The following is a 19,937-nucleotide window of genomic DNA, read 5'->3' as shown; positions in this document are numbered from 1 at the left end:
GAAAACATCCGTCACATCGCAGGCAAAAAATGCAAACCGACGATACAGATCAGCGCCTTGTCACCCTGCTGCGGGAGAACGCGCGCCGCCCGGTGGCTGAACTCGCCCGCCATCTGGGTCTCGCCCGCACCACCGTACAGGCCCGGATCGAGCGGCTGGAAGCCACGGGCGTAATAACCGGCTACACGCTCAAGACGTCCGCCGCAGTCCGCCCACCGCTGCAGGCGACGGTGCTGATGTCGATTGAGCCGCGCTCAGGGCCGGAAGTGCTGGCCCGCCTGCGCTGTCTGCCTGGCGTCGAGGTTGTGCACACCACCTCGGGCCGCTTTGACCTGCTGGCCCAGGTTGTGGCGCAAAGCACAGCTGAGCTGGACGAAACCATCGACAGCATCGCAGAAGCCCGCGGGGTGCGGTCCTCTGAAAGCCTGATCCATCTGGCAACCAAGCTGGACCGGACCGGCCAGTAGCCTTCAGACGCTCCGCACATAGTCCAGCAGCCAGTCCCGGAACTGCCGGGCTGCCGGGCGCATGGCGCCGCGGTCCGGATAGACCAGGTGGTAGGCTTCCTGCCCTGGCACGGAAACCTCCGGCAGGCACGGCACCAACCCGGCTGCTTTCATCGCGGCGTCAGACGCAGGGGCGCGGGCCAGCGCAATGCCAACGCCCTGCGCCGCCAGCTCTGCGGCCATCAGAGAATTGTCGGCAAAGAAATACCGCGCCTGCCCATGCGGAAGCCGCAGGTGTTCAAACAGCTGCACCCAGCTGGCGCGGTGGGTGGAGACTTCTATCAGGGGAAGTTGAAACAAGTCCTGCGGAGCCCGGATTTGCGCTGCGGTCTCAGGCAGCGCAACCGGGTAGAGGACCTCCCGCAGCAGTTCGTCGCTTTCGGTGCCAAACAGGGCCGGATTGCCGAAAACGATCTGCAAGTCGGTGAACCGGTTGGCAAAGTCCGCTGCCATATTGCCAGTGCTGAGCGCCAGATTGACCTGAGGGTGCGCCGCCTGGAAGTCCGGCAGCCCCCGGGCCAGCACCCCATGGGCAAACAGCAGCACCGATTGCACAAACAGCCGTTGCTCGCGGCTTTCGCCGAACAGGCCAGTCGTGGCGGTTTCCAGCATCAAGAGCGACTGCTGGACCGAAGGCAGATAGGCCCGCCCCGCCTCGGTCAGCGTCACAGCATGAGCATGGCGCTGGAACAACGGCGTGCCCAATTGCGTTTCCAGCGCCTTCACCTGCTGGCTGACGGCCGCCGCCGACATGTTCAGTTGAGCCGCCGCGCGGGCAAAGCTTTCGGTGCGCGCTGCCGCCTCGAACACACGCAGCCAGTTGAGAGAGGGAATCCGTGTCGCCATGCGCGCAGGCTAAGCTGAACTTAACCTAACCGGCAAGACATACCGTTCTGAGAAATTCCGCCGCCGGCGTAACCTCCCGGCCAGCGAACAGAGATGCGCCTCCGCGCAGCCTCCCCACCAGCCAGATGAGAAACGAGACATGACAAGTCCCGCCAATGCACCGCGTCCCAAGCGCAAGATTTGGAATTTCACCCCGCAGCTGCCGATCCAGACCTCTCCCTATTGGGACTGGCCTTTGAGGCCGCTAGCCTCAATCAAATACCTGCTGCAAAGCTGGAACCCGCTAGCGCTGCGGGCGCTATTGCTGGTGTTTGCCATCATCACCTGGAACTTTTTCACCCCGTCGATGGACCGGATCGCAACCCTCAGTTGGGACTGGGTGGCCGAAATCTGGTTCCGCAACTTCTGCATTCTGATGGTGGTGGCCGGCGGGCTGCATCTGGCCTTGTGGAAATTCCGGACCCAGCAGGATGAATACCGCTATGACATGCGCCCGATGATGAAGGGCGCCAAGGTCTTTACCTTCAAAAACCAGGTCTGGGACAACATGTTCTGGACCCTTGGCCCGGCACTTGCCTTCTGGACCTTCTGGGAGAGCTTCATCCTTTACGCATATGCCAACGGCTGGGTCACCATGATCACGCTGGAAGAAAACCCGGTCACCATGCTCCTGATGACCATCTTCATCCCGGTCTGGGCAGGCTTCCACTTCTACTGGCTGCACCGGCTGCTGCATGTGGGCGTTCTATATACCAAGGTGCACGCCTGGCATCACCGCAACATCAACACCGGCCCCTGGTCCGGCCTGGCGATGCACCCGGTGGAAAGCTTCTTCTTGATGTTCGACACCATGATCTTCTTCCTGCTGCCGTCGCACCCGGTCCTGGCGATCTTCCTGCTGTTCCACCACGGCATCGGCGCCCCGACCTCGCACGCGGGCTTTGAGAACATCAAGATCGGCAACAAGGCAAAGTTCCTGGTCGGCGACTTCTTCCACCAGCTGCATCACAAGTTCTTCGACTGCAACTACGGCACTTGGGAGACGCCCTGGGACGAGTGGTTCAACACCTTCCATGACGGCACCGACGAGGGCAACGAAATGGTCAAGGAACGCCGCCGTAAGATCTGGGCCGCCGAGTAGACACACATCACAGCACACATTGCCGGGCCTGTATCGGCCCGGCTTTCCTATTTGAAAGACAGGGGAAACCGATGAAAAACATCTACACCTTCGGCCGCCGCCCGGCTCAGCGCAATTACACCGTTCGGGACCTGATCGACCTCAAGACAACCGGCGAACGCCTGACCATGTGCAACCCGGCCAACAAAGCCGAGATCCAGGCCTGCGTCGACGCAGGTATCGACCTGCTGACTCTCTGGGACGTGCACCTGGACATGGCCCGCGAAATCGCCCCCACCCATTTTGCCGGCACCGCGATGAACTGGAGCCAGTTCGCCACCAATGACGAGATCATGCGCCACGCCATCACCTGCATGGAAAATGGCGCCGACATGTATTTCACCAACCGTTCGTTTGACGTGGTGGAGATGCTGGCCAAGGAAGGCATCCCGGTGCAGGTGCACATGGGGCTGGTGCCTTCGCTCAGCCATTGGTGCGGCGGTTTGCGCGCCTTTGGCCGCACCGCGGACGAGGCGATGCAGATCCATGAGACCTTCAAGCGCTACGAAAACGCCGGCGCCTTTGCCTGCGAGATCGAATGCGTGGCCGAGGACACTTTGCGCCTGCTCAATGACCGCACCTCGATCGTCACAATCTCGCTGGGCTCGGGCAATGCAGGCGACGTGATCTTCCTGTTCATGGCCGACATCTGCGGCGAAGCGGAAAACCCGCCGCGCCACGCCCATGCCTTTGGCGACCTGGGGCGGTTGCACAAGCAGATGTACCAAGAGCGGGTCGCAGCTCTTCAGGAGTTCCAATCGGAAGTGCGCGCCAGAAACTTCCCTTACAAGGCTCAGGCGATTTCCATGCATGAGGGTGAGCTGGAAAAGCTGCACGAGGCGCTGGACAAGCTGTAATTGGAACTAAGCGGTGCGCGCCCGGCGCGCGCGCGCTGGTTTCAGCGCCTCCGGCGCGGTATCCAGGTATTTAGGACCAGAAAGAAGCCGCAAGCGAAGCGCCCTTGCCCGCTGGCCGTCCGTCCGCCAAGGGATAATCATGCCAGGAGCAAGGGCAGCTTCTTCCTGGTGCGGTCATCGGCTCCTCAGCCTGTACCGCATAGGGAGAGTACTCCGATTCTGGTTAACGGAATCTTGCTGCTTCTTTCTGGTCTTAAATACCCAATAGCGCTCCGGCAGCCCCAGACGGAACGTTTGCGGCAAAATCCGCCTTCCCCTTCCCGGCCCCATTGGGTAATTGATCCGGCAGTTGCATGAGGGATCACGAGCGATGGCGATGGAAAAGACGTTCAACGCAGGCGAAGCCGAAAGCCGCCTGTACAAGGCCTGGGAAGAGGCCGGTTGCTTCAAGGCAGGTGCAAATGCCAAGCCCGAGGCCTCCACATATTGCATCATGATCCCGCCGCCGAATGTGACCGGCGTGCTGCACATGGGCCATGCCTTCAACAACACACTGCAGGACATCCTGATCCGCTGGAAGCGGATGCAGGGGTTTGACACCCTGTGGCAGCCGGGTACCGACCATGCGGGCATCGCCACCCAGATGGTCGTCGAGCGCGAGCTGGCCAAGACCCAGCAGCCCTCCCGCCGGGAACTCGGCCGCGAGAAATTCCTGGAGAAGGTCTGGGAGTGGAAAGAGAAATCCGGCGGCACCATCGTCGAGCAGCTGAAACGCCTCGGCGCCTCCTGCGACTTCTCCCGCACCGCTTTCACCATGGCAGGCGCGCAGGGCGACACCCGTACCGGCCACGAGAACTCCCCCAATTTCCACGATGCCGTGATCAAGGTGTTCGTGGAGATGTACAACAAGGGCCTGATCTACCGCGGCAAGCGGCTGGTCAACTGGGACCCGCATTTCGAGACCGCGATTTCCGACCTTGAGGTGGAGAACATCGAGGTCGCGGGCCACATGTGGCACTTCAAATACCCGCTGGCAGGCGGTGCCACCTATACCTATGTCGAGAAGGATGAGGACGGCAATGTCATCCTCGAGGAAGAGCGCGATTATATCTCCATCGCCACCACCCGGCCCGAGACCATGCTGGGCGACGGTGCCGTGGCTGTGCATCCTTCGGACGAACGCTATGCACCCATCGTGGGCAAGCTGTGCGAGATCCCGGTCGGCCCCAAGGAGCACCGCCGCCTGATCCCGATCATCACCGATGAATACCCGGACAAGGATTTCGGCTCCGGTGCGGTGAAGATCACCGGCGCGCATGACTTCAACGACTATCAGGTCGCCAAGCGCGGCGGCATTCCGATGTACCGTCTGATGGACATGCGCGGCCAGATGCGCGCGGACGGCGACAGCTATGAAGCCGCCGCCACCCTCGCCATGTCTGTCGCCAAGGGTGAGAAGACCCTGACCGAAAACGAGGCTGACGCCGTCAACCTGGTGCCGGATGAGCTGCGCGGTCTGGACCGGTTCGAGGCCCGCAAACTGGTGGTTGAGCAGATCACCAGCGAAGGCCTGGCGGTGATGGTCAGCGAGACCAAAACCGTCAAGGGCGAGGACGGTGAGGAGACGCAGGTCACCGAGACCGTGCCGTATGTCGAGAACAAGCCGATCATGCAGCCCTTCGGCGACCGCTCCAAGGTTGTGATCGAGCCGATGCTGACCGACCAGTGGTTTGTCGACGCGGAAAAAGTTGTCGGTCCGGCGCTGGATGCGGTGCGCAACGGCGATGTGAAGATCCTGCCGGAAAGCGGTGAAAAGACCTATTACCACTGGCTGGAGAACATCGAGCCATGGTGCATCTCGCGCCAGCTGTGGTGGGGCCATCAGATCCCGGTTTGGTACGGGCCGAGCATCCGCATGCTTGAAGAGCCTCTGACAATTACTAGGAACCCTGACCCCGATGACATCATCGTAAGGCCTGCGGAAAGTTACGAGACGATCTGGACCTACGACTATCAGGAGCCAATTGCGTTCTGCGCCGCGTCTGAAAATGAAGCCATTGTGCTGATGCATGAGTACTATGCAGCAGAAAACGCAAAGCTAAAGGAACGTGGCACCAGCCTCGGTGTGCTTGGCATGAAAATCATGCCCACCCCTTTGAAAGAGGAAGATCAAACACAGCCTCGTGGGGCCACTCTCAATCTCTGGCGCGACCCCGACGTGCTGGACACCTGGTTCTCTTCCGGTCTCTGGCCGATCGGCACGCTGGGCTGGCCGGAATGGACCGAGGACACCAAGAAATACTTCCCGACCTCGACGCTCGTCACCGGTCAGGACATTCTGTTCTTCTGGGTTGCCCGGATGATGATGATGCAGCTGGCGGTGCTGGACAAAAACCTGCCGGTCAAGGAGCGCATCCCCTTCGACACCGTCTACCTGCATGGCCTCGTGCGCGACGCCAAGGGCAAGAAGATGTCGAAATCCACCGGCAACGTGGTGGACCCGCTGGAAATCATCGAGGAATTCGGCGCCGACGCGCTGCGTTTCTCCTCTGCGGCGATGGCGGCGCTTGGCGGCGTGCTGAAGCTGGATATGGAGCGCCTCAAGGGCTACCGGAACTTTGGCACCAAGCTGTGGAATGCGGTGAACTTTGCCCATTTCAACAACGTCTATGACGAAACTGTCCCGGCCTTTGCCTGCCCGGATGCAAAGGCTGCGGTGAACCAGTGGATCATCGGTGAGACCGCCAAGGTGCGGGTGGAAGTGGACGCGGCGCTGGAAGCCTACCGTTTCAACGACGCGGCCAATGCGCTTTATGCCTTTGTCTGGGGCAAGGTCTGCGACTGGTATATCGAACTCAGCAAACCGCTGTTCAACTCGGACGATGAGGCAGTGATCGCAGAAACCCGCCAGACGCTGGGCTGGGTGCTGGACCAGTGCATGATCCTGCTGCATCCGATCATGCCCTTCATCACCGAGGAGCTCTGGGGCAACACCGCCAAGCGCGAAAACATGCTGGTGCATGAGGATTGGCCCACGTATGGCGCCGAACTGGTCAATGCCAACGCAGACGCCGAGATGAACTGGGTGATCACCGCGATTGAGAATATCCGCTCCACCCGCGCGCAGATGCATGTGCCGGCGGGCGCCAAGATCCCGATGGTGGTGACGGAGTTCTCGGACCAGGCGCGCTCTGCCTGGGAAAAGAACGAGGCGATGATCCGGAAACTGGCCCGCATCACGTCGCTGGAGCAGGTGGAGAGCTTCCCCAAGGGCTGCGCGAGCGTTGCCGCGCCTGGTGCCTCCTTCGGCCTGCCGCTGGCGGATGTGATCGACGTCGACGCTGAAAAGGCGCGTCTGGAGAAAACCCTGGGTAAGCTGGCCAAGGAGCTGGGGGGCTTGCGCGGTCGGCTGAACAACCCAAAATTCGCAGCCTCCGCGCCGGAGGACGTGGTGGCGGAAGCCAAGGCGAACCTTGCCGCGCGCGAGGAAGAGGAAGCCAAGGTCAAGGAGGCGCTTGCCCGCCTGGCCGAGATCGGCTGATCCCGCACGTTAAGCACGTTTTGAAACGCCCGCCCGCCCCGGCGGGCGTTTCCGTTTTCCGGCGCAGCCCCTTGAAACGACCGCAAATTCCGGCGCAACGGGGAAATTCTTAACAACCGCCCCATTGTCTTTGGCACCGATTTATATCAGCCTGCCCTCAACCATAAAAAGAGGGGGAGGCATCGCCGATGCCCAAAGGATACTGGGTGGCGCATGTGGATGTGCGCGACATGGACCGCTACCAGGCCTATATCACGGCGGCCCGGCCGGTGCTGGAAGAGTATGGCGCAAAATTCCTGATCCGCGGCGGCGAGCGGGAAGTGCGCGAAGGCGCCTTTAGGGCCCGCACGGTGGTGCTCGAATTCAAGGATTTCGAAACCGCAAAAGCCTGCTATGATTCCGTGGCCTATCAGGACGCCAAGGCCTTTCGCGATTTGGTCTCGACGGGTGATATGCACATCATTGAGGGATATGGCGAGTAACCCCGCCCTCCCTGCCGCACTGCCTGAGGTCTGCTGATGCCTTTGCTCAAGAAGTTCTTTCAAGCTTTCCGCCCTTCCGAGGCCCCGGCGCTGCCGGACCCGGATGCCGAACTGGCGCTTGGCGCGCTGCTGGTGCGGGTGGCGCAATCGGACCGGGATTATCAGCTGGAGGAGATCAGCCTGATCGACCGGATTCTGGCACGGCTTTACCAGCACAATGCGATCGAGGCTGCCAAGGTGCGCGCCACCTGTGAGAAGCTGCACGCCGCGGCACCGGAAACCGACACCTTCGGCCGGCTGATCCGCGAAACCACCGGGCTGGAGGAACGGCTCGCGGCGCTGGACGCACTCTGGGAAGTGGTTCTGGCCGATGGCAACGCGCATGAGGGCGAGGTCACCATCGTCGAAGATGCGCGCAAGGCCATGGGCCTGTCTTATGCCGACAGCCAGAAAGCCCGGGCGCGCGCCGAAGCGAAGCTCGCCGCGCCAGAGGGGGACGGGTGATGTTCAAGGAGCTTTTGAACCGGCTGCTGGAGCCCGCCCCTGCTCCGCTGGATGACGAAGGCGCGCGGCTGGCGCTCACCGCGCTGCTGGTGCGTATCGGCCGCTCGGACAACAATTACTCCGAGGTGGAGAAGGACCGCATCGACCGCATTCTGGCTGCCCGCTACGGGCTGGACACCGGCGGTGCGCTGATCCTGCGAGAACAAGCCGAGGGGATGGAGGCCGAGGCCCCCGATACCGTGCGCTTTACCCGCGCCATCAAGGAAGCCGTCGCCTATGAGGACCGCACGGGCGTGATTGAGGCACTGTGGCAAGTGGCGCTGGCAGACGGGCACCGCGATGCCAATGAAGACGCGCTCCTGCGGCTGTCATCCAGCCTGCTGGGGGTTTCGGATGTGGACAGCGCCAAGGCGCGCAAACGGGCAGAGGCCGCTTTATGATTGCTCATCTTGGAATGTACGACCGCCCGGAAACCGCGGCGGCAAATGACCGTTTCTGGACTTCGGTCCGCGCGCATCTGGGCGGCGGGCCGGAAGCACTGACCCGCGATGCAGACTTCTGGGAGGTCTGGAAATCGCCGGACCTGCTGCTGTCGCAGACCTGCGGCTGCCCTTACCGCACCCGGCTTTATGGCGAGGTTGCGCTGGTCGGAACTCCGGATTACGGGCTGCCCGGCTGCCCTCCAGGTTATTATAACAGCGTCATTGTCGCCCGCAGCGCCGACGCGGGCCAGTCGCTCAAGGCGTTTTCCGGACGCCGTTTTGCTTATAACGAAGCGTTGTCGCAATCCGGCTGGGCGGCTCCGATGGTGCATATGCATGATCGCGACATCCTGCCTGGTGCGCTGGTGGAAACCGGCGGCCATCAGCTGTCCGCGGAAGCCGTGGCTGCAGGCCGCGCGGATTTCGCCGCGCTGGACGCACTGACATGGGAACTGGTCAAAGAATACGATGGTTTCGCCGCTGGTCTGTGCGAAATTGACCGGACTGAACCGACCCCCACGCTGCCCTACATCACTGCCCTTGGTGGCGATGCCGGGGCACTGTTTGCCGCGCTTAAATCCGCCATCCGCGGCCTCGACGAAGAAACCCGCCACCTGCTGCATCTGAAAGGGCTGGTGCAGATCGCCCCGGCTGACTATCTGGCCGTGCCGACTCCGCCTGGCCCGGTGCTGACGGAACAGCGCATCCGCGCAGCGGAGTTGACGTAACGCCTGCCCCCGAATTGGCGGTTCACCCCGCCATTTTGACGCCTGCAGTGCCGTCTTGTGCGGTTTGAACGTTGCATTCGTTGTTTTTTTCGGTCCAATAAGAACGAATTTCCACTCACAGGGACAAAGACACCTTGACCGATACAACGCCCGTTCTGCAAATCCGCGGCCTGCACAAATCCTATGGCGAGCTGGAAGTGATCAAAGGCGTCGACATCACCGCCCAAAAGGGCGACGTGGTGTCTCTGATCGGATCTTCGGGCTCTGGCAAGTCGACGCTGCTGCGCTGCTGCAACCTGCTGGAGGACAGCCAGCAGGGAGAGATCTTTTTCAAGGGCGAGCCGATCACCTGGTCCGGTCAGGGCCTCGCGCGCCGCCCCTCCGACGCCAAGCAAGTGCTGCGGATCCGCACCAATCTTTCGATGGTCTTTCAGCAGTTCAACCTGTGGGCCCATATGACCATCCTTCAGAATGTGATGGAGGCGCCCGTTACCGTACTGGGCCGCGAACGCGTCGAGGTTGAGGAAAAGGCCCGCCATTACCTGGCGAAGGTCGGCATCGGCGACAAATGCGACGTCTACCCGGCACAGCTGTCCGGCGGCCAGCAGCAGCGGGCCGCGATTGCCCGTGCTTTGTGCATGGAGCCGGAGGCGCTGCTGTTTGACGAGCCGACCTCTGCGCTGGATCCGGAACTGGAACAGGAAGTGGTCAAGGTGATCAAGGATCTGGCCGCTGAGGGCCGCACCATGCTGATCGTCACCCATGACATGAACATGGCCGCGGATGTTTCCAGCCACATCGTGTTTCTGCATCAGGGGCTGATCGAAGAAGAAGGTTCGCCGGACGAATTGTTCGGCAACACCCGCTCACCGCGGCTGCGGACATTCCTGTCCTCGACCCGGCACGGCCAATAAGCAATAACAACTAAACCCAAAAACCAAATGAAAAATGGGAGTAACCTTATGAAATCACTGATCCTTGGCACCGCTGCCCTGGCGCTGACCGCAGGCATGGGCCTGGCGGACACCGTGCGCCTGGGCACCGAAGGCGCCTATGCGCCGTGGAACTTTGTCAACGACGCCGGCGAAATCGACGGCTTTGAACGCGAGCTGGGCGACGAGCTGTGCAAGCGCGCCGAGCTGACCTGCGAGTGGGTCAAGAATGACTGGGATTCGATCATTCCGAACCTGGTGTCCGGCAACTACGACACCATCATCGCCGGCATGTCGATCACCGACGAGCGCGACGAAGTCATCGACTTCACCCAGGCCTACACTCCGCCGGATCCGTCCGCATACTTGGCGCAGTCCGCCGATGTTGACCTGGCCAGCGGTGTGATTGCGGCCCAGGCCACCACCATCCAGGCCGCCTTCATTGCTGAGCAGGGCTGGACCCTGGTTGAATTCGCCACTCCGGAAGAAACCGTCGCCGCCGTGCGCAACGGTGAAGCGGACGCGGTTCTGGCCGACAACAGCTTCATCGACACTATGGTTGGCGACGGCCTGGTCAAGCTTGAGCGCACCGAATCCATCGGCGGCGGCGTTGGCATGGGCTTCCGGGAATCGGACGCCGAACTGCGCGGCAAATTCGACGCGGCAATCCAGTCGATGAAAGACGACGGCACGCTGAACACGCTGATCGCCAAGTGGGAAGTGGCTTCCCAGTGGTAATCTGATCTCCTCGCGGGATCCGCAGGCCCGCCGCCGCGGCGCGCGGGCCTCATTCTTTCTCTTCCGGCCGCTCCGCTGCCGGGCGTGAACACAGAAAGACAGGGTACATATGTTTTCCTATTGTACGGACCCATCCACGCTTGAGGGGCTGAGTTGGCTCAGCTGCTACCTGACCACAGGCAAGCATATGAACCTCTATATCTCGGTCTTCGTGGTGCTGACCCTGCTGGCGATCACTGCTCCGGTGGCCCTTCTGTTCGGCTTTGGCGCCGCCAGTGCCGCGCGGTCGAAATTCCTGCCGCTGCGCTGGTTCGGCATGGGATACACCAGCATCGTGCGGGGCGTTCCCGACATTGCCTTCTTCCTGTTCTTCGTCATCGCGCTCGACCAGGCGTTTGAGTGGATGCGTCACAAGGTGAAATGCCCGGACTGGGATCAGCCGATCCGCCAGGGCATCGATTTTGTGGTCTGTGACGCGGCCAAGCTGCCGCTGTCGACCGCACCGCAATGGGTGCATGAGACCTATGGCTTTTTACTGGCGGTGCTCACCTTCTCCATCGTCTTTGGCGCCTTTGCCGCCAATGTGTTGTTTGGCGCCATGCGCGCGGTGCCGCGCGCCCAGATCGAAACCGCCGAGGCCTATGGCATGACCTCCCGGCAGGCGTTCTGGCGCATCCTGGTGCCTCAGATGTGGGTCTATGCGCTGCCCGGCCTGTCGAACCTGTGGATGGTGCTGATCAAGTCCACTCCGCTTCTGTTCCTGCTGGGGGTCGAGGACATCGTTTACTGGGCGCGGGAGCTCGGCGGCACCAAGACCGCAAGATTCACTGACTACCCGCATCCGAACTGGCACGTGTGGTACTTCGCTGCGCTGCTAGTGTTCTACCTCTGCTTCACCAAAGTGTCCGAGGTCGCCCTGGACCGGATCATGAAGCGCCTGACCAAGGGCCAGGCCACCGCAGCAGGCGAAGCACAAAGAAAGGCAGCGGCATGAGTTGCATTGAAACCATACAGGCCTATGCCTTCCGTTCCTTAGGCTTTGGCGAACGCCTGCTGCCACGCGGCGAATATACCCTGTGCGAGCATTTCACCCTGATCGGCTCCGGCCTGATCTGGAACGTTTATTTCGGCGCGCTGGCACTGCTGACCGGCTTTTTCCTCGCGGTGGCGCTGGCAGTTGGCAAATCCAACCCCAATCCGCTGTTCCGCAAGCCGGCTGAGTGGTTCATCTTCGTGTTCCGCGGCAGCCCGCTGTTCATCCAGTTCTTCTTTGCCTACGCCTGCTTCCTCAGCCTGAAAAGCGTGTCCGGTTTCTTTGATCCGTTCACCTCCGCCTGGCTGGGCGCGCTGGTCGTGCTGTTCTGCAATACTGCAGCCTACTCGGGCGAGATCTTCTACGGCGCGCTGCTGTCGATCCCCAAGGGCGACATCGAGGCCGCCGATGCCTATGGCATGACCGGCTGGAACCGCTTCCGCCGTATCACCTTCCCGACGATGCTGCGGCTGGCCTGGCCTGCCTATACAAACGAAGCGATCTTTCTATTCCACGCCACCACGCTGGTGTTCTTCTCCGGCTTCCCGGCCTGGCGCCAGCAGGGCGATGCGCTCTATTATGCCAGCTATTTCGCGGACAAGACCTTCAACCCGTTTGTCCCCTACCCGATCCTGGCCTTCTACTTCATCCTGCTGACATTGGTGATCATCAGCCTGTTCGGCTTTGTGAACCGGCGGCTGAACAAGCATCTGCCGCAGGAAAGGCGGCAAAGATTTCGCTTGCGTCCTAATCTGATCCGGTAGTATCCATTATTTGATCAAATTCAAAATCGCAAACTCTCTACGCGGAATCATGCGCGTTCCAGGATAAACTCTGCACCATCTTGGATTATGATCAAAAAAATGGACCAGGGGCTTGAACGTGCCCCGGCTCTGCTACGCCCTCCTTGCGGGCGCACTTGGCCGGAGGTGTCCCCGAAACCGTCAGGTGATTGGATGAAAAACTGGCTCAGGAAAAATCCGCATGTGCGCACCATTCGCGTGGCCGCGGCAGACATCAATGGTCAGGCCCGGGGCAAGCGCATCCCGGCGCGCTTCGCCGACAAGGCGGTTGAAGAAGGCACCCGTTTCCCTCTGTCTGTCCTGAATCTGGACATCTGGGGCGAAGATATCGACGATAGCCCGCTGGTTTTTGAATCCGGTGATGCCGACGGGGTGCTGAAACCGACCGAACGCGGTTTTGTGCCGATGCCATGGCTGGAATCTCAATCCGCCCTGCTGCCGATCTGGATGTACCGCGAAGACGGCCGCCCCTACGACGGCGACCCGCGCCATGCGCTGCGGGCCGTGGTGGACCGCTACAAGGCGCTAGGACTGACACCGGTTGTTGCAGTGGAACTGGAGTTTTTCCTGATTGATGACAGCGGCAAGAACCTGCAGGTGCCCACCTCGCCCCGCTCTGGCAAGCGGCGCAAGGCGGCTGAAACCATGTCGATCCGCGCACTCGACCAGTTCGACAGTTTCTTCACTGATCTCTACGACGCCTGCGAGGATATGGATATTCCCGCGGACACTGCCATTTCCGAGGCGGGCCTGGGTCAGTTCGAAATCAACCTGATGCACGGCCCCGACGCGTTGCGTGCTGCAGATGACGCCTGGCTGTTCAAGATGCTGGTCAAAGGCCTGGCCCGCCGCCATGGCTTCGCCGCCAGTTTTATGGCCAAACCCTATGAAGACTATGCGGGCAATGGCCTGCACACTCATTTCTCGGTGCTGGACCAGGACGGCAACAACATCTTTGACGATGGCGGCCCCAAAGGCTCTGATGCGATGCGCCATGCTGTTGGCGGCTGCCTGAAGGCAATGAACGACTCCACCCTGATCTTTGCCCCGCACGGCAACAGCTATGACCGGATGGTGCCAGGCGCCCATGCCCCGACCGGTATCTGCTGGGCCTATGAAAACCGCACCGCCGCCATCCGCGTACCCTCAGGAAACTCCAAGGCGCGCCGGATCGAGCACCGGTTTGCCGGGGGCGACGTGAATCCCTATCTGATGCTGACCGCCATCCTGGGCGCCGCCCTCTATGGAATTGAAAACCGGATCGCCCCCTCCGAGCCGATCACCGGCAACGCCTATGCGCTCGACCTGCCGCAGGTGCCCAACACCTGGCAGGACGCAATCGACGCTTTCGAGGCCTCTGAGATCATTCCGCATTTCTTTTCTGCTGAAATGATCCGCAACATGATCCTGACCAAGCGGCAGGAACTGCGCTACATGGAAGAGCTCACCCCCGAAGAACGGGTAGAGATCTATCTCGACACGGTCTGACGCGACCCCTTGCCCGCCCGAAATACGGCGGGCTACCTTCCGCGCAGCGAAATCCCTGAAACTGGTGACTTATGAAAATCGGCATCCTGCAAACCGGCCATTCTCCCGAAGACCTGTTCGGCCCGTTCGGCGATTACGACGGCATGTTCCGCGACATGCTGGATGGCAACGGCTTTGAATTCCAGACCTGGGCGGTGGTGGACGGCGTGCTGCCGGACAGCGCAGATGACGCCGACGCCTGGCTGATCACCGGCTCCAAGCACGGCGCCTACGAGGACCACGCCTGGATCCCGCCGCTGGAGGATCTGATCCGCGAGATCCACGCGCGCAAGCAGCCGTTGGCCGGCATTTGCTTTGGCCATCAGATCATCGCCCAGGCGCTTGGCGGCAAGGTCGAGAAATACGAGGGCGGCTGGGCCGTCGGCCGGGTTACCTACCAGGTGGACGGCAAGGAGCTGACCCTCAATGCCTGGCACCAGGACCAGGTGGTCGGACTGCCCGAAGGTGCCCGTGTGCTGGGCGGCAACGGCTTCTGCCAGAACGGCATTCTGGCCTATGGCGACCACATCATCTCCTGGCAGCCCCACCCCGAGTTTCCCAATGCCTTCGTCGGCGGCCTGATCGAAAAACGCGGCCGCGGTGTGGTACCCGACGACCTGCTGGACCGTGCAGCCGCTGAGCTGGACGCGCCCGTGGACAACCAAGAAATCGCAACCTTCCTCGCAGAGTTTTACAGGAAAGAGAGGACCTAATGTCAGCCTGGCTCGACGCCCTTCCCGAAGCAGCAAAAACCTATCTGGAGGGCCGTCGTCTCGACGAAGTTGAATGCGTTATCTCGGACCTTCCCGGTATCGCCCGCGGCAAGGCGGTACCGGCATCGAAATTCGCGAAAACCGATTACTTTCATCTGCCCGACAGCATCTTCTACCAGACCATCACCGGGGACTGGGCCGATGCCGCGGATGAGGATGGCTGGATCGAAAAGGACATGACGCTGAAGCCGGACATGTCCACAGCCACGGCGGCACCCTGGACCGGCGACTGGACGTTGCAGGTGATCCATGATGCCTATGACCGGCATGACAAACCAATCCCCTACAGCCCGCGCAACGTGCTGAAACGGGTGGTGCAGCTGTATCATGACAAGGGGTGGAAACCGGTTGTAGCGCCGGAGATGGAGTTCTTCCTGGTCGCCCGCAACATCGATCCGGCCAAGGAAATCGAGCCGATGATGGGCCGATCAGGGCGCCCCGCCGCGGCGCGCCAGGCCTATTCGATGACCGCGGTGGATGAATTCGGCCCCGTCATCGACGACATCTACGACTTTGCCGAGGCGCAGGGGTTCGAGATTGACGGCATCACCCAGGAAGGCGGTGCCGGCCAGCTGGAGATTAACCTCCGCCACGGCAACCCCGTCAAGCTGGCGGATGAGGTCTTTTACTTCAAGCGCCTGATCCGCGAGGCGGCGCTGCGTCACGATTGCTTTGCCACCTTCATGGCCAAACCCATCGAGGATGAGCCGGGCTCCGCCATGCACATCCACCACTCGATCCTGGACATCGAAACTGGCGATAACATCTTCTCGGGCCCACAGGGCGGCGAGACGGATGCGTTTTACCACTTTATCGCAGGCCTGCAAAACCACTTGCCTGCGGGCCTGGCGGTGATGGCGCCCTATGTGAACTCCTACCGCCGCTATGTGAAAGACCACGCGGCCCCCATCAATCTGGAATGGGCGCGCGACAACCGCACCACCGGCATCCGCATCCCGTTGTCGGGACCGGACGCGCGACGGGTCGAAAACCGCATTGCCGGCATGGATTGCAACCCATACCTGGGGATCGCCTTGTCGCTGGCCTGCGGCTACCTCGGCCTGATCAATGAAGAACGTCCGCGCAAGCAATTCAAGGGCGACGCCTATGAGGGCGAAGGCGATATCCCGCAGGTGATGGGCCAGGCGCTGGATCTGTTCGACGGCGCCACCGAGCTGCATAAGGTGCTGGGACCGGAATTCGCCCGCGTTTACTCCATCGTGAAACGTGCGGAATACGAGGAGTTCCTGCAGGTGATCTCTCCCTGGGAGCGCGAGCATCTCTTGATGAACGTGTAAAGCCTCGGGTGCCGCTGCCCGCGGCCGGCGGCAGCACATTTGAGTATTTCTGGCAAGATGAAAAGGGGAGCGCCGCGTGCTGTCAGCAGCGGCGGCGTTCTTGGCATGAGGTGAATCTATGGCAATGAACCTGCTCTATTCCAATGACCGCAAAGGCGAATATCCAAATAGCTGGTATGCGGCGACGACTATTGAGATGCAGCCGTCTCCCGTTCTGGCTGGCGAGGTAAAGGCTGACGTCTGCATTGTCGGCGGCGGCTATACGGGGCTGTCTGCGGCACTCCATCTGGCTGAGGCCGGGTTGGACGTAGTGCTGCTGGAAGCGCAGCGTGTAGGCTTTGGCGCCTCGGGGCGCAACGGCGGCCAGCTCGGCAGCGGCCAGCGGATGGACCAGGAAGGGCTGGAAGCGCTGATGGGCGGGCTTGAGGCGCAGAAGCTCTGGCAGCTGGGCGAGGACGCCAAGGAGCTGGTTAAATCGCTGATCGCGCGCCACGGCCAGGACTGCCATCTGAAGCCCGGTGTCGCCTGGACCGCCTTTTCCGAAAAGGAAGCGGCAGAGCTGCATGATTATGGCCGCCATCTGCAGGACCAGTATGGCTACAGCAGCATTGAGCTGCTCGACAAGGACGCCTGCTGGGCCATGTGCCCCTCGCCTGCTTATAAGGGCGGCATTCTGGATCATGGTGCCGCTCATCTGCACCCGCTGAACTATGCCTTCAGCCTAGCCCGTGCCGCCTCTGCGGCAGGTGCTGGGATTTATGAAAGCAGCGAGGTTCTGGACATCCAGGAAGGCGCCAAGCTGCGCATCCGCACAGCGGGCGGAAGCGTCGCTGCCGACCATCTGATCCTTGCCTGCAACGGCTACCTGGGCGGGCTGAACGGACAAGTGGCGGCACGGGTGATGCCGATCAACAACTTCGTGGTGGCCACCGAGCCGCTGGGCGAGGACGCCGCCCGGGTTCTGACCCGCGACGTCGCCGTGGCCGACACCAAGTTCGTGGTGAACTACTTCCGCCTCAGCCATGACAAACGCTTGCTGTTCGGCGGCGGTGAAAGCTACGGCTACCGGTTCCCGGCAGACATCTCCGCCACCGTGCGCAAGCCGATGACAGAGATCTTCCCGCATCTGAAGGACGTGAAGATCGACTACGCCTGGGGCGGCACATTGGGCATCACCATGAAGCGGATGCCCTACCTGGCCCGGCTGGCGCCAAACATCCTGACCGCCTCCGGCTACTCCGGCCATGGCGTCGGCACCGCCACCCACGCAGGCCAGCTGATGGCACAGGCTATCCGGGGCGAGGCCGAAGGCTTTGACACCATGGCCCGCGTTCCGGCACCGCAATTCCCCGGCGGCCCGCGCATGCGCACGCCGCTTCTGGTGCTGGCCATGACCTGGTTTGCCCTGCGCGACCGGCTGGGGATCTGATCCCCGCCGGAAACTCAGCCGGATTCCGCGCGAACTCCGCAACAGTTCTGTGAAATCTTGCCTGTGGTGGCAATTTCCGCCGCGTTGCCTCTTGGCATGGCTCTGCCATAGTTTTACATTTCCTGAAGCAACAATTCAGGATTTTGAAATATGGCCCTGCCGCCCAACGTTCATGACGCTGAACCCATTCCCGCAGCCGCCCGCGAGGCCATCGACGCGCTGATGCAATCCGGCGATCTGTTCCGCTACACCGCTCCCCAGGATGCGCCGGTCACTCTGCTGGAACAGGAATACGCAGAACTCTTGGGCAGTAAATACGCACTGGCGGTTTCGTCCTGCTCTGCCGCGCTGTTCCTGTCGCTGAAGGCGCTCGGCCTGCCCCGTGACGCCCGGGTGCTGATCCCAGCCTTCACCTTTGCCGCGGTGCCCTCCTCGGTGGTGCACGCCGATTGCGTGCCGGTGCTGTGCGAGGTGGGCGATAACTACCGTATCGACATGGCTGATTTCGAGACTAAGCTGGACAGCGTGCAGGCGGTGATCATCAGCCACATGCGCGGCCATACCTCGGACATGGATGCCATCATGGCGCTTTGCGATGCCCGCGGCATCCCGGTGGTCGAGGACGCGGCGCATTCCCTGGGCACCACCTGGAACGGCCGCAACATCGGCACCATCGGCAAGGTCGGCTGCTTCTCCTTCCAGTCCTACAAGATGGTCAATGCCGGCGAAGGCGGCATCCTGATCACCGACGACGCGGACCTGATCGCCCGCGCCGCCATCATGTCCGGCGCCTACGAGCACAACTGGAAAAAACACAAGGGCCCGCATGGGGAAAACACCCCGGACCTGGAGCAGGCCTTTGCCAAATGGCAGAACCAGCTGCCGCTGTATAACCTGCGGATGAGCAATCTCTCTGCCGCGGTAATCCGTCCGCAATTGCCGGAACTGGCGCGCCGGGTGCGCGACGGTCTGGCAAACCATGACTATGTGGCAGACCGGCTGAACGGCTCTCCCTTCTTCAACGTGCCCGCACCGCTGGTCCCGGAACGCCGGGCGCCGGATTCGATCCAGTTCAACCTGGCAGGCCTCAGCGAAGAACAGACCCACGCCTTTGCCAATGCCGCAGCAGAAAAGGGTGTCAAAGTGCAGGTCTTCGGACTGTCGACCGACAATGCCCGCGCCTTCTGGAACTGGCAATTCCTGCGCGACGTGCCCGAACTGCCGCAGACCCGCGCGATGCTGATGAAGGCCTGCGACGTGCGCCTGCCGGTGCGCCTTACGCGGGCCGAGCTGGACGTGATTGCGGACATTCTGCTGTCCGCCGCCGAAGAGAGCATGGGCAAGGCAGCTGCCTGAAAACAACAGGTGCTTTAACAAGTACCCTCCCCGGCCCTGTGCTGGGGGTTTTCGTGATTGCAATCCAGGTTTGTGCCGTCCACGGTGCCGCATATGAAAGGCCCGCTGAAATTCAAACGGCGCCCGGCCACCGCGCTGGTGGCCATGGCAAATGCCTTAAGTATGGGGGATGCCGTTGCCGGAGATGAGCTGAGCCAGATCATTGGCACGGTTGTTTCCGATCGGGCTGAGCGGGCCGCGCTGCTGGCCGCCATCCGCGCCTCCAACGACCCGGACTGCGGCCTGGCCGTGGCCGACCTGCTGACCGCCTATGCCAACGAAGCTGCAGAGGCGGAAGCCCAGGCCCGCGACGCAGATCAGGTCATCGGCCAATGGGCCCAGCGGCTGGCAGCGGGCGCGCTGCTGGCGAGCTTTGGTGCAGCGATTGCCGGCACTGTAACCGGCGGGCTGGCCTTTGGCCTCGCCCTCCTTTCGTTTTCAGGCTTTGTTTTCGCAACCGCCTCCCGCATCGGCGGACGGGAAAAGGTGCGCCACCGCAAACAAGACCGGGATAGCGCCAACTCGCTGGCCCGACATGTGCTGGAAGCAGGCAAACTGAAGAAGGAGGGGAAGTGATATGGAATTTTCAGCTTTCTTCCCCTATATTGGCAGTGCAACCGGAGAAACGCATGTTTGAAGCCATGGGACTTGAGACTGTCATCGTCAGCACGATCGTCGGCGCCTGCGCCATGTCTTTTGGTGCCAGCGCTTATCTGTTCCTGCGCGCGCGTCCCGTGCCTGAGGCGAAGAGCTTGGACGAGATCGTCAAAAACGCCCCGTATCACCGGCTGCATAACGTGCTGAAAGTCGAAGCCGGATCCTGATCCACCCCTGCATCAGACTGCGCAAAAATAAGCCCCCGCCAAACTGGACAGGGGGCCTT

At 61.6% G+C, this 19,937-nt stretch carries 20 protein-coding genes; 19 read left to right on the top strand and 1 reads right to left on the bottom strand.

The window, feature by feature from the left end:
• The first annotated feature begins 29 nt into the window (after positions 1 to 29).
• Positions 30 to 467 carry an Lrp/AsnC family transcriptional regulator gene (locus ACXAEK_RS13135; protein WP_475042522.1) on the top strand — a complete coding sequence of 146 codons (438 nt, stop codon included), beginning with the start codon at positions 30 to 32 and terminating at the stop codon, positions 465 to 467.
• A gap of 3 nt (positions 468 to 470) precedes the next feature.
• Here the strand turns inward: ACXAEK_RS13135 and ACXAEK_RS13130 are convergent, their stop codons facing one another.
• Positions 471 to 1,352, bottom strand: coding sequence for a LysR family transcriptional regulator (locus ACXAEK_RS13130; RefSeq protein ID WP_475042520.1), 882 nt, complete (start codon positions 1,350 to 1,352; stop codon positions 471 to 473).
• A 139-nt stretch (positions 1,353 to 1,491) separates the two neighbouring features.
• On the opposite strand from ACXAEK_RS13130, the gene ACXAEK_RS13125 reads away from it, so the two are divergent.
• From ACXAEK_RS13125 to ACXAEK_RS13040, 18 genes are all read left to right on the top strand, one after another.
• Complete coding sequence (locus ACXAEK_RS13125; RefSeq protein ID WP_475042519.1) at positions 1,492 to 2,493, top strand: sterol desaturase family protein; 1,002 nt, start codon at positions 1,492 to 1,494, stop codon at positions 2,491 to 2,493.
• Between the two features lie 71 nt (positions 2,494 to 2,564).
• Positions 2,565 to 3,389, top strand: coding sequence for a 3-methyl-2-oxobutanoate hydroxymethyltransferase (locus ACXAEK_RS13120; protein WP_475042517.1), 825 nt, complete (start codon positions 2,565 to 2,567; stop codon positions 3,387 to 3,389).
• A 370-nt stretch (positions 3,390 to 3,759) separates the two neighbouring features.
• Positions 3,760 to 6,930, top strand: coding sequence for a valine--tRNA ligase (locus tag ACXAEK_RS13115; RefSeq protein WP_475042515.1), 3,171 nt, complete (start codon positions 3,760 to 3,762; stop codon positions 6,928 to 6,930).
• A 188-nt stretch (positions 6,931 to 7,118) separates the two neighbouring features.
• Positions 7,119 to 7,412 carry a DUF1330 domain-containing protein gene (locus ACXAEK_RS13110; RefSeq protein WP_475042513.1) on the top strand — a complete coding sequence of 98 codons (294 nt, stop codon included), beginning with the start codon at positions 7,119 to 7,121 and terminating at the stop codon, positions 7,410 to 7,412.
• A gap of 42 nt (positions 7,413 to 7,454) precedes the next feature.
• Complete coding sequence (locus tag ACXAEK_RS13105; RefSeq protein ID WP_475045269.1) at positions 7,455 to 7,916, top strand: tellurite resistance TerB family protein; 462 nt, start codon at positions 7,455 to 7,457, stop codon at positions 7,914 to 7,916.
• Positions 7,916 to 8,356 (top strand): tellurite resistance TerB family protein, encoded by a 441-nt coding sequence (locus ACXAEK_RS13100; RefSeq protein WP_475042511.1) that lies wholly within the window; start codon positions 7,916 to 7,918, stop codon positions 8,354 to 8,356. The genes ACXAEK_RS13105 and ACXAEK_RS13100 overlap by 1 nt, the downstream gene beginning before the upstream one ends.
• A complete protein-coding gene (locus ACXAEK_RS13095; protein ID WP_475042509.1) occupies positions 8,353 to 9,126 on the top strand; it encodes a phosphate/phosphite/phosphonate ABC transporter substrate-binding protein in 774 nt (257 codons plus the stop codon). The genes ACXAEK_RS13100 and ACXAEK_RS13095 overlap by 4 nt, the downstream gene beginning before the upstream one ends.
• A 134-nt stretch (positions 9,127 to 9,260) precedes the next feature.
• A complete protein-coding gene (locus tag ACXAEK_RS13090; protein ID WP_475042508.1) occupies positions 9,261 to 10,040 on the top strand; it encodes an ABC transporter ATP-binding protein in 780 nt (259 codons plus the stop codon).
• 48 nt (positions 10,041 to 10,088) lie between these two features.
• On the top strand, positions 10,089 to 10,796 hold the full coding sequence (locus ACXAEK_RS13085) for a transporter substrate-binding domain-containing protein (protein ID WP_475042506.1): 708 nt from the start codon (positions 10,089 to 10,091) through the stop codon (positions 10,794 to 10,796).
• Between the two features lie 109 nt (positions 10,797 to 10,905).
• Positions 10,906 to 11,790 carry an ABC transporter permease gene (locus ACXAEK_RS13080; RefSeq protein WP_475042505.1) on the top strand — a complete coding sequence of 295 codons (885 nt, stop codon included), beginning with the start codon at positions 10,906 to 10,908 and terminating at the stop codon, positions 11,788 to 11,790.
• Positions 11,787 to 12,593: an ABC transporter permease gene (locus ACXAEK_RS13075; RefSeq protein WP_475042503.1), complete on the top strand. Its 807-nt coding sequence runs from the start codon at positions 11,787 to 11,789 to the stop codon at positions 12,591 to 12,593. Before ACXAEK_RS13080 ends, ACXAEK_RS13075 begins: the two co-directional genes overlap by 4 nt.
• A 192-nt stretch (positions 12,594 to 12,785) precedes the next feature.
• Positions 12,786 to 14,120, top strand: coding sequence for a glutamine synthetase family protein (locus ACXAEK_RS13070; protein ID WP_475042502.1), 1,335 nt, complete (start codon positions 12,786 to 12,788; stop codon positions 14,118 to 14,120).
• 71 nt (positions 14,121 to 14,191) lie between these two features.
• A complete protein-coding gene (locus tag ACXAEK_RS13065) occupies positions 14,192 to 14,872 on the top strand; it encodes a type 1 glutamine amidotransferase (RefSeq protein WP_475042500.1) in 681 nt (226 codons plus the stop codon).
• Positions 14,872 to 16,230 (top strand): glutamine synthetase family protein, encoded by a 1,359-nt coding sequence (locus ACXAEK_RS13060; protein ID WP_475042499.1) that lies wholly within the window; start codon positions 14,872 to 14,874, stop codon positions 16,228 to 16,230. Before ACXAEK_RS13065 ends, ACXAEK_RS13060 begins: the two co-directional genes overlap by 1 nt.
• A gap of 118 nt (positions 16,231 to 16,348) precedes the next feature.
• A complete protein-coding gene (locus tag ACXAEK_RS13055) occupies positions 16,349 to 17,659 on the top strand; it encodes an NAD(P)/FAD-dependent oxidoreductase (RefSeq protein ID WP_475042497.1) in 1,311 nt (436 codons plus the stop codon).
• Between the two features lie 150 nt (positions 17,660 to 17,809).
• Positions 17,810 to 19,015 (top strand): DegT/DnrJ/EryC1/StrS family aminotransferase, encoded by a 1,206-nt coding sequence (locus tag ACXAEK_RS13050; protein ID WP_475042496.1) that lies wholly within the window; start codon positions 17,810 to 17,812, stop codon positions 19,013 to 19,015.
• A gap of 93 nt (positions 19,016 to 19,108) precedes the next feature.
• Positions 19,109 to 19,630, top strand: coding sequence for a hypothetical protein (locus ACXAEK_RS13045; protein WP_475042495.1), 522 nt, complete (start codon positions 19,109 to 19,111; stop codon positions 19,628 to 19,630).
• 53 nt (positions 19,631 to 19,683) lie between these two features.
• Positions 19,684 to 19,878 (top strand): hypothetical protein, encoded by a 195-nt coding sequence (locus ACXAEK_RS13040; RefSeq protein WP_475042493.1) that lies wholly within the window; start codon positions 19,684 to 19,686, stop codon positions 19,876 to 19,878.
• Positions 19,879 to 19,937 lie beyond the last annotated feature (59 nt).

This window comes from Leisingera sp. ABM4_101, from assembly GCF_056158725.1.
This window is presented reverse-complemented; position numbering and strand designations above follow the sequence as displayed.

Bases quoted from the DNA above. Each gene is read 5' to 3' on its own strand.
- ACXAEK_RS13135 (WP_475042522.1), top strand. From the start codon at position 30: ATGCAAACCGACGATACAGATCAGCGCCTTGTCACCCTGCTGCGGGAG.
- ACXAEK_RS13130 (WP_475042520.1), bottom strand. From the start codon at position 1,352: ATGGCGACACGGATTCCCTCTCTCAACTGGCTGCGTGTGTTCGAGGCG.
- ACXAEK_RS13125 (WP_475042519.1), top strand. From the start codon at position 1,492: ATGACAAGTCCCGCCAATGCACCGCGTCCCAAGCGCAAGATTTGGAAT.
- ACXAEK_RS13120 (WP_475042517.1), top strand. From the start codon at position 2,565: ATGAAAAACATCTACACCTTCGGCCGCCGCCCGGCTCAGCGCAATTAC.
- ACXAEK_RS13115 (WP_475042515.1), top strand. From the start codon at position 3,760: ATGGCGATGGAAAAGACGTTCAACGCAGGCGAAGCCGAAAGCCGCCTG.
- ACXAEK_RS13110 (WP_475042513.1), top strand. From the start codon at position 7,119: ATGCCCAAAGGATACTGGGTGGCGCATGTGGATGTGCGCGACATGGAC.
- ACXAEK_RS13100 (WP_475042511.1), top strand. From the start codon at position 7,916: ATGTTCAAGGAGCTTTTGAACCGGCTGCTGGAGCCCGCCCCTGCTCCG.
- ACXAEK_RS13095 (WP_475042509.1), top strand. From the start codon at position 8,353: ATGATTGCTCATCTTGGAATGTACGACCGCCCGGAAACCGCGGCGGCA.
- ACXAEK_RS13085 (WP_475042506.1), top strand. From the start codon at position 10,089: ATGAAATCACTGATCCTTGGCACCGCTGCCCTGGCGCTGACCGCAGGC.
- ACXAEK_RS13080 (WP_475042505.1), top strand. From the start codon at position 10,906: ATGTTTTCCTATTGTACGGACCCATCCACGCTTGAGGGGCTGAGTTGG.
- ACXAEK_RS13075 (WP_475042503.1), top strand. From the start codon at position 11,787: ATGAGTTGCATTGAAACCATACAGGCCTATGCCTTCCGTTCCTTAGGC.
- ACXAEK_RS13070 (WP_475042502.1), top strand. From the start codon at position 12,786: ATGAAAAACTGGCTCAGGAAAAATCCGCATGTGCGCACCATTCGCGTG.
- ACXAEK_RS13065 (WP_475042500.1), top strand. From the start codon at position 14,192: ATGAAAATCGGCATCCTGCAAACCGGCCATTCTCCCGAAGACCTGTTC.
- ACXAEK_RS13060 (WP_475042499.1), top strand. From the start codon at position 14,872: ATGTCAGCCTGGCTCGACGCCCTTCCCGAAGCAGCAAAAACCTATCTG.
- ACXAEK_RS13055 (WP_475042497.1), top strand. From the start codon at position 16,349: ATGGCAATGAACCTGCTCTATTCCAATGACCGCAAAGGCGAATATCCA.
- ACXAEK_RS13050 (WP_475042496.1), top strand. From the start codon at position 17,810: ATGGCCCTGCCGCCCAACGTTCATGACGCTGAACCCATTCCCGCAGCC.
- ACXAEK_RS13045 (WP_475042495.1), top strand. From the start codon at position 19,109: ATGAAAGGCCCGCTGAAATTCAAACGGCGCCCGGCCACCGCGCTGGTG.
- ACXAEK_RS13040 (WP_475042493.1), top strand. From the start codon at position 19,684: ATGTTTGAAGCCATGGGACTTGAGACTGTCATCGTCAGCACGATCGTC.